This window comes from Nostoc sp. KVJ3 (assembly GCF_026127265.1).
Lineage (GTDB): Bacteria > Cyanobacteriota > Cyanobacteriia > Cyanobacteriales > Nostocaceae > Nostoc.
In genome coordinates this window covers 3214328-3229886 of record NZ_WWFG01000002.1, presented here as the reverse complement: position 1 = coordinate 3229886, position 15559 = coordinate 3214328, and the positions used below count along the sequence as shown (strand labels likewise).

Annotated in this window: 8 protein-coding genes; 2 read left to right on the top strand and 6 right to left on the bottom strand. The window is 36.6% G+C overall.

Annotated elements, in window-relative coordinates; translation table 11 throughout:
• Positions 1-413: 413 nt before the first annotated feature.
• The 5 genes from GTQ43_RS29985 to GTQ43_RS29965 all read right to left on the bottom strand — a co-directional run bounded on the left by GTQ43_RS29985 (position 414) and on the right by GTQ43_RS29965 (position 6343).
• Positions 414-1781, bottom strand: coding sequence for an ATP-binding protein (locus GTQ43_RS29985; RefSeq protein WP_265276279.1), 1368 nt, complete (start codon positions 1779-1781; stop codon positions 414-416).
• Positions 1782-1865: 84 nt separating this feature from the next.
• A complete protein-coding gene (locus tag GTQ43_RS29980; protein ID WP_265276278.1) occupies positions 1866-2408 on the bottom strand; it encodes a methanogen output domain 1-containing protein in 543 nt (180 codons plus the stop codon).
• Between the two features lie 381 nt (positions 2409-2789).
• Complete coding sequence (locus tag GTQ43_RS29975) at positions 2790-3833, bottom strand: sensor histidine kinase (RefSeq protein ID WP_265276277.1); 1044 nt, start codon at positions 3831-3833, stop codon at positions 2790-2792.
• A 6-nt stretch (positions 3834-3839) separates the two neighbouring features.
• Entirely contained in the window at positions 3840-4991 is a 1152-nt protein-coding gene (locus GTQ43_RS29970) for an FIST signal transduction protein (RefSeq protein WP_265276275.1), read from the bottom strand.
• Positions 4992-5023: 32 nt separating this feature from the next.
• Positions 5024-6343: a hybrid sensor histidine kinase/response regulator gene (locus tag GTQ43_RS29965; protein WP_265276274.1), complete on the bottom strand. Its 1320-nt coding sequence runs from the start codon at positions 6341-6343 to the stop codon at positions 5024-5026.
• 651 nt (positions 6344-6994) lie between these two features.
• Here GTQ43_RS29965 and GTQ43_RS29960 point away from each other — a divergent pair.
• The gene (locus GTQ43_RS29960) at positions 6995-7966 is read left to right on the top strand and encodes a terpene synthase family protein (protein WP_265276273.1); all 972 of its coding nucleotides are present in this window, start codon (positions 6995-6997) and stop codon (positions 7964-7966) included.
• Between the two features lie 164 nt (positions 7967-8130).
• Entirely contained in the window at positions 8131-9522 is a 1392-nt protein-coding gene (locus GTQ43_RS29955; protein ID WP_265276272.1) for a cytochrome P450, read from the top strand.
• Positions 9523-9619: 97 nt separating this feature from the next.
• Here GTQ43_RS29955 and GTQ43_RS29950 read toward each other — a convergent pair whose 3' ends face one another.
• On the bottom strand, positions 9620-15295 hold the full coding sequence (locus GTQ43_RS29950) for an ATP-binding sensor histidine kinase (protein ID WP_265276271.1): 5676 nt from the start codon (positions 15293-15295) through the stop codon (positions 9620-9622).
• Positions 15296-15559 lie beyond the last annotated feature (264 nt).

Sequence of the window (15559 nt, the reverse complement as noted above, 5' to 3'; positions counted from 1 at the left end):
GATTCATTCCACAAGACGAAGGAGTTTGTCAAGATGGTTAGCGAGAAAATTGTAAGTGAGGGTGACGAGAAGATGAACTTTTAAGCACTTGAACAACAGTAAAATTGTTCATTTTCTTGGCAAGCTGGTAACAAAATAATCAATTTTAAATCGCTATAACCCTTGATATTTAGCGCTCTTTGGGGAATGAATCAGCCCTGCCCTTAAAAAGGGGGGGAACTGGAATCAAAGTCCCCCTTTTTAAGGGGGATTTAGGGGGATCTAAAACGTTTTGCTACTAATAAAAGGACTTTTCAAACATCTTCTTAAGGCTAAAACTCTTTTTTTACGAACCGCAGAGGCGCAGAGGACACAGAGAGAAGAGAGAGAAGAAATACTTAACTGAAGTGTATTGATTTATAAGTCCTAAAATTTTACGAGCCTGAGTTAACAGGTATCTTAATAACAAATTCCGCACCTTTTCCTGGAACAGAAAAACAGCTAAGTTGTCCGTCATGTTTTCCAACAATAATCTGATAGCTTACAGATAACCCTAGTCCTGTCCCTTTACCCACGGGTTTAGTAGTGAAAAACGGATCGAATACCTTTGAGCGAAGTTGTTCACTTATTCCCAAACCATTATCAGCAATACTAACCGTTACCCATTTGTCATCGATTACTTCAGTTTTGATTTGAATTTGGAGATTATTTCTTATCAGCTTTTGATTGTCAGTTATTTCTGAATTGCTTACCGAAGCTTCAAGTGCATCGATTGCATTAGCAAGTATATTCATAAACACTTGGTTTAGTTGACCGGGATAGCAAGTTACATTAGGTAGCTGACTATATTTTTTGATGACTTTAATTTCTGGGTAATCATGCCTAGCTTGGAGTCGATGCTCCAAAATCATTAAAGCACTATCAATTCCTTCGTGAATATTAACTTTTTTAAATTCTGCTTCATCTAGTCTCGAAAAATTACGTAGTGATTTAACAATTTCCTGAATTCGCTCTGTTCCCACTTTCATTGACTGGAAAAGTTTAGTTAAATCTTGAATCAGAAAATCTAAGTCTATTTCTTCTAGCTTTTGTTGAATTTCTAGAGTATTCGGACAAACTTGTTGATAAATTTGCACCAATTTCAGTAAATCATGAGTATATTTATGGGCGTGATGGAGGTTCCCATGAATAAAACTCACTGGGTTATTAATTTCATGAGCAATACCAGCGACCATCTGTCCTAAACTAGACATTTTCTCAGCTTGGATAAGTTGAGTTTGGGTAAGTTGTAGTTCCTTTAGTGTTTCTTGTAAAGCGGTTGTACGTTCCTCAACCCTAATTTCTAACTCTTGATTAGCTTTCAAGAGCGCTTCCTCTGCCTGTTTACGTCTCTGGACTTCTTTTGCTAACTCATCGATTTTCTGGTTAAGGAGAACAAAATTACTGCTGGCTAAAGTTCTATTTTCTAAGCGTAAGATAATTAAAGCTGAAGATTCAGGAGACCAAGGTTGAATAACGGCTCCTTGGCTACGACATATTAGCATTTGTCCATCATTTTTTCGTAAAGTCAAGGAGCCAATCACCATTGCTCTGCTACATGAACAAACTTGCAGGTACTTTACAACATCGTCAGTAGACTGAGTTACAAGTTCAAAGAGCATTTTTCCCCGCAGTTCCTGACGACGTAACCCCAGCATATCTGCTACTGGTTGATTGGTCGCTAACAACTGACCCTCTCCACTTACCAAGAGCAAAGGTTCTGGTAAAACTCTGGCAAATTCAAGAAATTGTTCAGGAGTCATGGGGATTTCAATTTCAGGGTTCGATTCTAATTTACATATCTGCACTCAAGCTTGTACTATACAGTTAGTTTAGTAATGAAGAGTTTATACAGATTCTAATCCCTTAAAGTATTCTCGACCTTCTGCATCTTCTGCCTCTTCTGTGAGTTTTAAATAAACAATAACTCTACATCCAGAAGCACCCTGTGCTATTGTCTCTTGCAATTCTACTTTCGCATAGCCCAGATTGTTAGCTGCGATCGTCCCGAATACGTTTGAAGTCATCATACACATGGCAGGGCGATTAAGCACTTTTTCTGCAAATGGGCAGACACGATTGCCAAAGACAATTTTTTCATCATCCTGCTCAATAACATAAAAATCGCCTTGGATTCGTCTTTTTAAATCAATCAAGACATCAGCGACTTGGTTAGGGGAAAGATTTGAGACTTTCAGAGCAGATTTGTAATCTTGGTTAATCTGCGTACCCATCCTTTCACCAACTACACTAATAAATCCAGAAGCTTCTTCTAAGCCAACTACATCCTGCAAAGTACCAGACAATTCTCTGATTAATGTACGTAAAAATATATCGCGTTCTAAAGAAAGATTAAGCGTAGCTATTGGGTGATTAAGTACATTGGTCATAAATTTTGAGGATACAATCTTGGAACTACAGTTATAGAGTTCCCCAAAATGACCATAAAGTAACTGCTTGATATCTTTTTTTAGAAAATTTGCTGCTTGCTTGTGTTTCTAATAAATTGTGATGGCCATCACAATTTCTGAACCTTGTCGTTGCAACAGTTCCCAGTTTAGCAAGGCTTTTTCTACCTTACATCTTGCGATCGCCTATGCAGAGATCAGCTTATTTGCTATTATGGCAAAACTTTCCTGTTGTCTATAAATAAATTTTGTTGAACTAAAACCGTAGTTAATTATAAATTGTGAACTATAAATTATTCGGTGACGATAATATTCAACTAAATTGACTAAATATTAATTTTAATAAGTGATAGATTTTCTATTTTAATAAATTGGAAGATTGATTATAAACTCAGAACCTTTTCCTAGCAAAGATTTTACTTCGAGAGTTCCCCTATGTTTTTGGGCAATAATCTGATAGGCGATTGATAATCCTAATCCAGTTCCTTTTCCCACAGGTTTGGTTGTGAATAAATGGTCAAATATTTTTTGTTGAACATCAGCAGATATTCCCACGCCATTATCTTGAATTCTAATCAATACGTGATTTTTATCTTGACTTTGAGCAGTATGAATTGTAATTTGATTGGGATTTTTACTAATTTCATTAAAACTCAATCCATAATTAGACTCTTCTAAAGCATCAATTGCATTTGCCAACAAATTCATAAATACCTGATTCAGTTGTCCGGGAAAGCATAATAAAGGAGGAAGTTCGCCGTAGTTTCTAACTACTTGAATAGCAGGACGAATCTTATTATCTTTCAAACGATGCTTGAGAATAAGGAGAGTATTGTCAATACCTTCATGAAGGTTAAACAAAACTTTTTGTTCTGTATCTGCTCTAGAGAAAGTTCGCAAGCTGTTGCTAATATTAGAAATGCGATCGGTACCTTCCTTCATTGATGAAATGAGCTTAGGTAAATCCTCACGTATATACTCCAGATCAATCAGGTTGATTGTTTCTTGAATTTCTTGAGATGTTTGAGGATAGGTTTGCTGATAGAGGTCGATCAGATGTAATAAATTCTCGATATATTCTTTAGCTGGAGCCAGATTACCTGCTATAAACCCAACTGGGTTGTTAATTTCATGGGCTACATCCGCAACTAAACTTCCTAAGCTAGACATTTTATTCTGTATTATCTGAAGATTAAGAAGCATCATTTCTAGCTCATAGCTTCTTTCTTCTAGGCTGTTTTGATATTCTTTTAATTCATCAATTACTTTTCTGAGCAAATATTCTTTTTTTTCATTTGTCTCTTCTAGTTTTATCCGGTCTGTTTCCGAACGCTCTAATTGCTTTTGGATAATTCTATTCGCTTTTTTTAGTTCCTTAATTTCTTGTTGATAATCAACAATTTCCATAAGTTTTTACCGAGTTCCCAAAATTAAGGTTACAAATGTTTCATTGTGAAATTGTGTCTGGCTAATTCGATCTATAGGAGCAATTTCTCCATAAGAATAAAATCCACAACCAGGTAAATGGTTAGCCCAACAGAGTTTTGTATTCTGGTACTCTTCCTTTGCTCTAGTACCAAGTATTTGCCGACGAGCTACACATGAAAAAAATAAAACAGCACTTGGTTCTGCACCTGGATAATTATCTAAAGCATTCATGAATGATGCTTTGGAAGCTGCCAAAATATCTTCATAACCTGCTTCTGCAATTTGAATAATAGCTTTATCGGGAATATCTGCAAAAAAGGTGATGCTACCAGATTGCTGATTGTAAGCAATAGGGGCTCTTATATAAAATTTGTCTCCATCCCGCTCAAATACTGCTAGAGGATATTCCATTGAAGGAGGAAGCAAACCTAGATAATGATGATAAAAATCTAAAGCTGGTTTACCATCTATTTCATAGAGTATGTTCTTATCCACCTTAGTCACTTGACTTGTTTGACCGATAGGATTCCAACCACTTGCAACACCATGAGAAAACAATATTGTGCCAGAAAAAAGCAGAATTGGTACAGAATCACTTAATACTTCTGTTTGAAAAAATTGATATGTATTTTGATATCTGGACTGGTCGCCTGCCAAACCACCGAATATTGGCACATTTTGACCCAGAGCTAACTTTAAGCCATTTAATATAGATACACCACTAATTGTAAGACTCTCTGGATGAGTTAAACATAGACTTGGAGTCGCGGTGCTTTTTGCTTGGGCTTGCTCTACAGCTTGTTTAGTTACAGCAATTGGATCGCTTGAAACTTTACGTCCAACTCCTGCATGAATTTCAACTTCGTCTGAGCAAAACAACATTAAAGTGATTGAGTCCTGCTGAAACTCTAAGACTGAAGAAATTTCTCCATCTGTGGTTCCACCAATCAACTCAATTCCCGGAAAAGCTTGATAAATTTGCTGCAAAATGAGAGGATGTTCAAAGTCAATTGCTGAAAAAAGAATCCCAGCTTTTGGTATATCTCCTGCAAGAGAATTAGCACATTGCTGAATAACTTCTTCAACTGCTGATAGAGAATCTGGATCGTTACTGTGACCTACTACTGTTTTAAACATAAAGATTCTTATAACGGTACTTAGTATGATTCTTAAATAGGAAGTTTAATGATAAACTCTGAACCTTGTTCTGGTGATGAATTTACCTCCAGAGTTCCTCCATGTTTTTCTACAACAATTTGACGAGCAATTGATAATCCTAATCCTGTACCTTGACCCACAGGCTTAGTAGTGAATAAATGGTCAAAGATTTTTTCCTGGACATCAGTTGACATTCCCACCCCATTATCTTTAATGCGAATCAAAATATGATTTTTGTTTTCATTGAGGATAGTCTGAATCAAAATTTGATTAGGATTTGCTTCAATTTCAATATAGGTACGTCCTATATTCGACTCTTCTAAAGCATCAATAGCATTAGCTAATAAATTCATAAATACCTGATTTAATTGTCCAATAAAACATTCTAATTCTGGCAAATTATCGTAATCTCTAATTACTTGAATATCAGGTCGGTTTTCGGATGCTTTTAAGCGGTGTTTGAGAATCATAATTGTGCTATCAATGCCATCATGAATGTTGCAATAAATTTTGCGATCGCTATCTGCACGAGAAAAGGTTCTCAGACTAGTACTAATGTTACGAATGCGCTGGACACCCTCTTTCATTGAAGAAATTAAGTTCGGTAGATCCCAAAGCAGATGATTCAAATCTATCGCACTAATTTCCTCTTGAATTTCTACAACTGGATTAGGATAATATTCCTGATAGAGATTAATAAGGTTAATCATATCTTGGAAATATATTGAAGCGTGTCCAAGATTGCCATGAATAAAACCAACGGGATTATTAATTTCATGAGCAACTCCTGCCACTAATTGACCAAGGGCAGACATTTTTTCTGTCTGTACAAGCTGAAGTTGAGATTCTTGTAGGTCTTTTAATGCCTTAGATAAGGCTGCTGTCCTATCTGCAACTCGTTTTTCTAAAGTTTTTGTGAGATTTCTTAATTGCAGATGGGTTTTAATTCTAGCTAATAATTCTTCTTCATGAAAAGGTTTAGTGATGTAATCAACTGCCCCGATATTTAGACCCTTTACCTTACTATGAGTATCAGAATTAGCTGTCATAAAAATTACTGGTATGTCACAAGTAGCTGAATTTTCTTTCAGCATTTTACAGGTTTCAAAGCCATCTATTCCTGGCATCATTACATCTAATAAAATCAAGTCAGGTAGTATATATTCAGCTTGTTTAAGTGCCTTTTTAGCATCATTTTCTGTAAGAACGTTAAAGCCAACATTAGTTAATATGCCAAAGACAATTTCTAAATTTGTAGTAGTATCATCCACTACTAAAATTAAACTATCTTCTGGTAAATTCAGTATTTGAAACTCTGACTTGTAATTCATGTATTTAAATTAATTTAACTCCTTGTTACTTGTTCGATATTTGCTTGCGATCGCAGCTAAGTCACCTCTATTTTATCGGGGTCACTGACTGACAAATTTATCCTCTGACGATCCTATAGTTCCCAAAAACTGTCATAACAGCAACATTCCTACACTAAATTCTTCTCTGGAACTACCGGAGCGATCGCTATAGCACGGACATCAACCCCAAATCTGCACTTTCGCTAGAGTTGAAGATCCTCTTTCATGAAGGCGAACGCTCTGAAATTAGTCATTGTTACCCTTGTCTTTTGAGAAAAGTAGCGCTATGCACAACAACATTGTTGATCCCATAAGTTAACTTATTTAGTTAGTCAACAGTATGGATGATGTTGTTAATAAAACCATAGCTATTTTTAATAAAATTTTATAATTCAGGATAATTTCGGTTATTGTTTAGCTAAAAAATATTGAACAATAAGCAGTAACCTTTGAAATATTTATATAAGTTTACGTATCAGTTATAGAGATGTAAATCATATTTACACACTAGAGAAAACGTGTAGTTATAGTAAATTTTTCAAAAATCTCTGTTAGAGACACTTAAAAAGTGTATTGCCTTTGTTTGTTCTCCTGTAATTAATGTTCGTTACTTTAAACTCATACTTTTTTATGAAGGAATTACTTTCCCCCACTTTATACTGCCCATTTTTGTCCCAAACTAATAAGCATATTGATGCTTTAGAAAAGCACGCTCTTGAATGGGTACTTCACTTTAATCTCTTAGCTAATGAACCATCTTATAAGCGTTTTTGCAAATCAAATTTTTTCTTTCTAACGGCAAGTGCCTATCCTAACTGCCCGCTTGAAGAACTTAAAATTGCAAATGATTGGTTGAGTTGGGTTTTTATTTGGGACGATCAATGCGATCTATCAGAGTTAAAAAATAAACCTGAAGTATTAAATAATTTTCACCAAAGATATTTGGAAATACTTAATGGTGCAGAACTTACGAGCCAAGATACACTATTTAGTCATGCATTAATTGACTTACGACAACGAACTCTCCAAAGAGCTAGCATAAAATGGTTCAATTACTTTATCAGCTACTTGGAAGACTACTTTTTTGGGTGTGTTCAGGAAGCTACCAACCGCGCCAAGGGAATTGTACCTGATGTGGACACTTATATTATGATACGTAGATCAAGCGTAGGAGTTTATGCTGTTCTCGCATTAGCGGAATTTTGTAATCAGTTCATTATTCCTGATGTTTCAAGAAACCACTCCCTTGTGAAAAAGCTGGAACTAATTACAACTGATATTATTGCCTGGTCTAACGATATCTTTTCAGTATCCAGAGAAATAGCTAGCGGTGATGTTCACAATTTAATATTTGTCTTGCATTATCACAATAAAATTTCTATGGAAGAAGCAATAGAGCAGGTAACAAAAATCCATAATGAAGCAGTACATTCATTAATCAGAGCAGAATCATTTCTTCCAGATTACAGGGAAGAATTAGATGTTGAAATTCCCAAATATATATCAGGAATGCATAGTTGGATTCGTGGTAATATCGATTGGTGTTACCAGTCCTCTCGGTATCAAAATTTAGAGAGGCTGGAGTTAATAGAATTTAAATAATCAGATTTCACCTAAATTGACTAGCTAAAGTTAGTTAAGCAGTGAAATTGTAATATTAACTAGTATCATTTCAATTTGTATGTAATAAATATTTCATCTCCTGCTTAGAAAAATAGTAAGAAGAATAAATGGCCATTAGCTCACCATAATTTCAAAAAAAATAGATGCAACTACCTAATCTTCTCGAAAGTCCCTCTTTAGTACAAAAGCTTCATTGGGTTAGTGACCCAATAGGCTATATGGAAAATGCAGCCCAGCAATATCCTGATATTTTTACTGGTGAAATAGTCGGTTTTGGCGGTACAGTGGTCTTTGTGAATCAACCCCAAGCAATTCAGGAAATTTTAACTAACGATCGCAAAAAGTTTACAGCCGTCGGCGAACTCAACGGAATTTTAAAGCCTCTTTTAGGGGATTATTCCGTTCTGATGCTGGAGGGCGATCGCCACAAACGCCAACGACAACTCGTGACACCCTCTTTTCATGGAGAGCGGATGCAAGCCTATGGTCAGCTAATCTGTAATGCTTCTGAAAAAATCTTTAGTCAGTTACCACTAAATAAGCCATTTTTTGCTCGTGACCTAACAAAAGAAATATCTCTGCAAGTTATTTTACAGGCTATCTTTGGCTTTTATGAAGGAGAAAAAATTCAAAAACTTAGGCAACTATTACCATCCTTCTTACAGCTTTTTGAGTCGCCTCTTACTTCTAGTTTATTTCTTTTCTCGTCCTTGCAACAAGATTTAGGAGTTTGGAGTCCTTGGGGAAAGTTCCTGCGCGTTCGAGAGAAAATTGATCAATTTCTCTACACTGAAATTACTGAGTGTAAGCAACAACGCGATCCAGAACGCACCGATATTCTCTCTTTGCTTATATCATGTCGGGATGAAGCAGGTCAACCGATGACAGATCAAGAGTTGCACGATCAGTTAATAACCCTAATACTTGCTGGCTATGATACTACTGCAACGGCAATGGCTTGGGGATTATACTGGATTCACAAAAAGCCTTTAGTTCGTGAAAAACTGCTCCAAGAACTGGATACTCTAGGTGATTCTCTAGATCCTATAAGCATTTCCCGACTACCATATCTTACAGCTATCTGTAATGAAACCTTGCGAATTTACCCCGTCACCATGTTTTCCTTTCCCAGGGTAGTGCAAGAACCCCTGGAATTATTGGGACATCCTTTAGATGCTGGAACTATACTGCTTCCCAGTATTTATCTCACTCATCATCGAGAGGATTTATATCCCCAATCTAAGCAATTTAAACCAGAGCGCTTTATTGAACGTCAATTTTCTCCCTATGAATTCCTGCCCTTTGGCGGTGGTGTCCGTCGTTGTATGGGCGAAGCTTTGGCTCTATTTGAAATTAAGCTAGCATTAGCAACCATTGTGTCACGCTATGACTTGACGCTAGTTGATCATCGGCCAGAACAACCTCAGCGTCGAGGTTTTAACCTTGCTCCAAGCAGTGGAGTTAAAATGGTAATGATAGGACAACGTGCGCGTCAAGAGTCTTTAATTAATATGACAACTACACCCGCATCTTAATAGATTTTCAAGTTAAATTGATGGATAAGCAAGTTTGCAGTAAGCACTAAAGTCTTACTAAAAACTTGCTTTAAATATTCTTGCTTACCTACTGAGTCTAGATATCTGACTGTTGCATCGGGATCTCAATCACGAACTCAGTCCCCTTTCCTAATGTGGAATCGCAGGTTAAAGTACCTTTGTGTTTGTCCACAATAATCTGATAGCTAATGGATAGCCCTAACCCTGTGCCATTTCCTACCGACTTGGTAGTAAAAAATGGGTCAAATATTTTCTGCTGTACCGCTTTTGTCATACCAGAACCATTATCGGCAATCCGAATTATCGCCGTATTAGAATCTGTTAGTTCAGTAAAGATGTGAATTTGCCCGACAAAATCAGAAGCTAATGATGTATCTAGAACATTTATTATTTGTTCTTTATCATTTACCAATGATGAATGACTAATTACAAATGAATCTTCTAAAGCATCGATTGCATTACTCAGGATATTCATAAACACCTGATTTAGTTGACCAGGATAACAAATAACTTCCGGTAATTTCCCATATTGCTTGATGACTTCAATTTCAGGAAAGTTGCTATTTTCCTTAATTCGGTGTTGCAAAATCATTAAGGTACTGTCTATCCCATCATGAATATCTACAGGTTTCATCTCAGATTCATCTAAGCGAGAAAAGTTGCGTAAGCCCAAAACAATATTTCGGATACGCGAACTCCCCACCTTCATTGAATTTAGAATCTTTGGTAAATCTTCTGCTAGAAAATCTATATCAATTTCCTCAAACTTTTCTTCAACTAAAGGTGAAGGATGGGGATATTCTTGTTGATAAACAATTACCAGATTAAGCAAATCTTGGACATACTCACTAGTATGACTAATGTTGCCATAAATAAAGTTAATCGGGTTATTGATTTCATGAGCAATCCCCGCTACCATTTGTCCTAGAGAAGACATTTTCTCACTTTGAATCAATTGAATTTGGGTACGCTGTAATTCCTGGAGAGTTTCTTGTAAAGAGTGATTTTTGTCGTTAAGTTCCCGAGTTCTTTCCTGGACTTTTTCTTCTAAGGTATGGTTATATTCCTCTAAGCTTTCCTTAGCTTGTGCCAAATTTTTGTAGAGAAAAGCATTCTCTAGAGATATTGCTGCTTGAGTAGTAAGGAGTTTGATAACTTCTACGCGATCGCGGGTAAAGGCTCCAGTAGTCAGATGATTTTCTAGGTAAAGAATCCCAATCAATTTACCTTGATTTAGAAGAGGTATAGACAACAAACTCTTAGGCTCTTCACTAAGAATGTAGTTATCATCTGCTAGAAAAGAAACAGCCATTGCATCATCAATTACCAATATCTCTCTGGAGCGTTTAACGTAGTTAATCAAAGTAATGGGAACATCGTAGCTTGACTCCAGGCAAGTTGATGGAAACTCAGTGTAGGTATGCTCAAAATTTGAACTTGAACAAACTGCTGTGACAGTTAATGCTAAGTTATCACTTTCGCTTAAAATTAAAGCACATTTAGAGGCTCCTGCATTCTCCATAACAACTTCCATCAATGTAGAAAGTAGTCGCTCTAGCTCGATTTCCCCAGAGAGGGCTTGAGATGCTTTAATAAATGCGGCTAAATCCAGAGAATCAGAAATACTTGTCTTCGAGCCAATAACAGTTTGGTGATTACTCAGAGTAGATAAAGATGATATAGATGTATTATTGAAAGAAGTATTTTCTTCGCTGGACTTGATACTTACTTTTTCTTGCTGGAATATAGGAGCAAGTAATTGAGGATAGCGTTTTGCCAAATCATCAACTTTGGCTAACGCTCCCCAGCGAACGTAGCTATAATAAGCATCTGTTAGATAGGTTTGAGCAATCTTTTGTTTGCCCCATTCTAAATAAAATTTGGCCACAAGTTCTTGAGCTAGGGCTTCTTCATTAATATATTCATGTTCTTTAGCAAGGAAGATAGCGCGATCGTAAAATTCCATTGCTTCAAGATATTGACCACCAATCCGATACCTTTCAGCCTCTACAAGATAATATTTGTGTAAATAATTCATTGGAGCATGATGCGCCCAATGCTGCATTTTTTGCTGATTCTCTTGAACCTTATTCAGAATGCACCTTTGCTCATCACCCGATGCATCAGGGTATGCAGCCAGTCGTGTTAGTGAATCATACAAGTAGAAAATAGGAGTAACCTGCTGTCCTATTCCACCTTGTAAATACTTTTCTGCTAAAGTAGCATTTTGTAAAGCTAAAGGATATTGCCTAAATAGGTAACAGAGATGTAGTTTGCTTACATATAAATAGAAAATTCCCATGACATCATTAGTATCATGGTAAAGTGGCAACATTTTTTTTTCATCGTAAGCTTCACCAATTAAATAACAGGGATCTGCTGCATTTCCTATCAAGTTCAAGACGCTCTGTTGATGGATCGTAATCCAGTTAAATACTGTTTTTTGGTTAATTTGTCTGATGACATTACTGTAATTTGCCATCTCACATTCTAACCCTGTGAGTACTTCACCAATGAAATATGAAGAATAGGAATAAGAGTGAAGATAATAAGCTGCATATTCTAAATCTCCTATTTCTAGTGCGGCATAGTAACCTTCCATTAAAGGTTTTAATACTTTCCTAGTATGTTCCTTCCAATGCCTAATAGTTGTGTTAAATACTAGCATAATTTTAGCTTGAACACCTTTAGCATTCAGCTTATCTGCCAAACTACTAGATAGTTTACCAAATTGATAGCCAGACTCAATATCTCCTACTAAGCTGCTGAGTATTAACCCGTAATTACCATAGCCTAAAGGAGAGGAAGGAGCATTGCCGTGTTTGAGCGATAAATCGATTGTTTTCAGAACAATGAGCGGAAAAAGTTCAGGAGCAACTGCATAGGTAAGAGGGTTTACAGTTGATAATATACGCATTATTGCTAGAGGTTGGGCTTCTATCATTTCCGGCAGATTAATTAAGTCCTCAATGGGTCTTTCATTGAGATTCGATGTTAATTCTGCCATTGCTAACTGAATATCAGATTGACTTGGATGTTCAGGAAACTTGACTCCTAAAAGATTCAAAAAAGTTAGACCAGTATTTACAGCCTCTAGTGATTGGTTTTGCGCCCCATAAGCCTGAATTTTGACTTCATAAACTTTTACTTTTTCTAGCAGTGTTTCACCTCCCAACACCACCTCTGCTAATTCCTCCATCTGTTCAAAATTGCCAGCCAGGTATGCTGATTCTGTCGCAGTCTCATATAAAGCTAGGGTAAGACCATGTTTTGTCTCCCAACTATCATCTGTCAGCAGTTGGATACCAGTAGTTAAATAATTAAGAGCAGCTGGATAAGCTGTTGATGCTAAAGCTTTACGTCCAGCAATTAGATTCATCTGGGCTAGTTCATCTCGTTTAGCTTGAGGGGAGATAAATTCTACTGCGATATTAAACTGATTGACAAGCTCAAAAATCTTTTCTTCCTGTTCTGCAACTGGAATATTCTTCAATAACAGTAGTCCAATTTTTAAGTGAATTGGCTTTTTTTGTTCTTCGGGAATTAAAGAATAAGCTGCTTGCTGCACCCGGTCGTGTACGAATTTATATTTAGGTAGCTGTAAATTAGAACTGGAAAATTGTATAGACTCTATTCCATGAACAATGAATTCTTGATTAGTATTTTCTTTTGCAAAGATGTTGTAATTTTCGGTCTGTGGTAAAATTAGTCCATCAAGTAATGCTTGCCACAAATGTGATGCTGTATCTACTACAGATTTTTCATTGACAATCGCTAGACTCTTTAAGTCAAATTGATTACCGATACAGGCAGCAAGCTTCAGAACTCTTTGGGTATTGATTGGCAATTTTTCTATTTGCAGGGCGATAAATTCCACTACATCATCTGTGAGAGCTAATTCTTTGACTTTAGAAATATCATACTCCCAATGACCGACATCAAAGTTTAATACGATTAGCCCCTCATCATATAAAGACTTAAGGAATTGGACACAAAAGAATGGATTGCCTTTGGTTTTAGCAAACACCATTTGGGTGAGAGGAACTGCAACTACTTCAGGACAATGCAGAGTATCAGCTATGAGATGATTTAAATCACCCTGATTTAATGGTGCTAGGGTGATTGTATTAATAGTTGCTCCTGATATTTCAATCTCTTGTAATGTCAAATAAAGCGGATGTGCCTTGAAAACTTCATTGTCTCGATAGGAACCAATTAATAATAATCCACCCTGACTTTCATGCGTCTGTTCTATCTCTTCTGAAAGAGAAGAAAAACTGCTCTCACACATTAATAACTGAATTAATTTCAAAGAGGCTGTATCTGCCCATTGCAAGTCATCGAGAAATATAACTAGAGGATGTTCTTTAGTTGTAAAGATTTGGATAAATTTTTTAAACAATAAATTGAAACGATTTTGGGCAGTAATACCAGAGAGTTCTGTAACTGGAGGTTGCTTGCCAATAATCTGTTCGAGTTCAGGAATTACATCAATAATTACCTGCGTCTGTGTACCCAATTCCCGCAGAATTTTAGTTTTCCACTGTTGAATTCTGGTATCCGTTTCTGAGAGTAGTTGCCCGATTAAGTCTCGAAAAGCTTGCACCAACCCTGATAAGGGAATGTCACGTTGAAACTGATCGAACTTTCCTTTGATGAAGTAACTACGTTGCCGCACAATAGGCTTGTGAACTTCATTGATTACAGCAGTTTTGCCAATGCCAGAAAAACCCGCGACTAATATCATTTCTGTCGCTCCTTCTGTCACACTTTTAAAAGCAGCGAGTAAGGTTTCAACTTCACCTTGACGACCATAAAGTTTTTCAGGGATTACGAAACGGTCTGAGATGTCTCTCACGCCTAGTTCAAAGGGTGTAATGTTTCCTATTTCTTCCCACTGGCTTTGGCATCGCTCCAAGTCATGCTTTAACCCCAAAGCACTCTGATACCGATCTTCGGCATTTTTTGCCATCAGCTTGCTGATAATTTCAGACAAAATTGTTGGAATGTTAGAGTTAATCCGGCTGGCTTTTAGTGGTTGTTTGGCAATGTGAGAGTAAACTAACTCTATCGGATCTTGAGCAGTAAAGGGTAACTGTCCGGTAAGGAATTGAAAGAAGGTAACACCAAGGGAATAAAAATCAGTGCGATAGTCGATACCTCGGTTCATCCTTCCAGTTTGTTCTGGAGAAATGTAAGCCAGAGTGCCTTCTAAGATGTTGGGATTTGTGAGAAATTGAATTTCTCTTGGTAGGAGGGTGGCAATACTAAAGTCGATGATTTTTATTTCATCTGTGGTAGGGTTTATGAGGATGTTGGCAGGCTTGATGTCTTTGTGAATAATGCGCTCGCGATGTAGTCCCTCAAGGATAGAAGCAATTTTAATAGCAATGTTAAAAAACTCATTGAGGGAAAGATAGTTTTCCTCCTTCTCCTTGTTCTCTAGTCGCCAGTCTTGCAGCGAAATCCCACCAAAATCTTCCATCACTAAGATGTAGCTGTTACGGTAGCTTTCTAAACTATAGGTTTTGAGTATGCCAGGAATATCAAGGTTTTGGGTGATAATATATTGATTGCGGAACTGGGCGATTTCCGCGAACGTAGGATATTCATTCCGCATTAATTTGAGAACGACAGGTTTTTGGTCTTGTTCTCTAATACCCCGATAAACTAGGGTTTTACTGCCAGAGTAGATTTGCTCGGTGATGCGATAGCCAGGAAACGTATATAATGTATCTGATACTACTAACATTGCAGACTAACTCATAATTCTTGTTTCTATGGTTTAGTATTCCCGTATGAAGGCTATCATTATCAGCAAAGAGGAATTTCATTGATTTAATTTATCTTAAAAAAGATACTTTTTTAGTCAATATCCGTTCTTGAACTATGTGATTGTCAAGAGGATAATTTTTATATAAAGATATAAGCTTGCCAAGCACATTACTACTAAATTTATCTAGGAAATATTTACTTTTACTGCGTTCAATTTATGGGCTAGTTATCCAGTTTTGAT

Coding starts and splice junctions, on each gene's coding strand:
- GTQ43_RS29980 (WP_265276278.1), bottom strand. CDS start 2,408: ATGACCAATGTACTTAATCACCCAATAGCTACGCTTAATCTTTCTTTA.
- GTQ43_RS29960 (WP_265276273.1), top strand. CDS start 6,995: ATGAAGGAATTACTTTCCCCCACTTTATACTGCCCATTTTTGTCCCAA.
- GTQ43_RS29975 (WP_265276277.1), bottom strand. CDS start 3,833: ATGGAAATTGTTGATTATCAACAAGAAATTAAGGAACTAAAAAAAGCG.
- GTQ43_RS29965 (WP_265276274.1), bottom strand. CDS start 6,343: ATGAATTACAAGTCAGAGTTTCAAATACTGAATTTACCAGAAGATAGT.
- GTQ43_RS29970 (WP_265276275.1), bottom strand. CDS start 4,991: ATGTTTAAAACAGTAGTAGGTCACAGTAACGATCCAGATTCTCTATCA.
- GTQ43_RS29985 (WP_265276279.1), bottom strand. CDS start 1,781: ATGACTCCTGAACAATTTCTTGAATTTGCCAGAGTTTTACCAGAACCT.
- GTQ43_RS29955 (WP_265276272.1), top strand. CDS start 8,131: ATGCAACTACCTAATCTTCTCGAAAGTCCCTCTTTAGTACAAAAGCTT.
- GTQ43_RS29950 (WP_265276271.1), bottom strand. CDS start 15,295: ATGTTAGTAGTATCAGATACATTATATACGTTTCCTGGCTATCGCATC.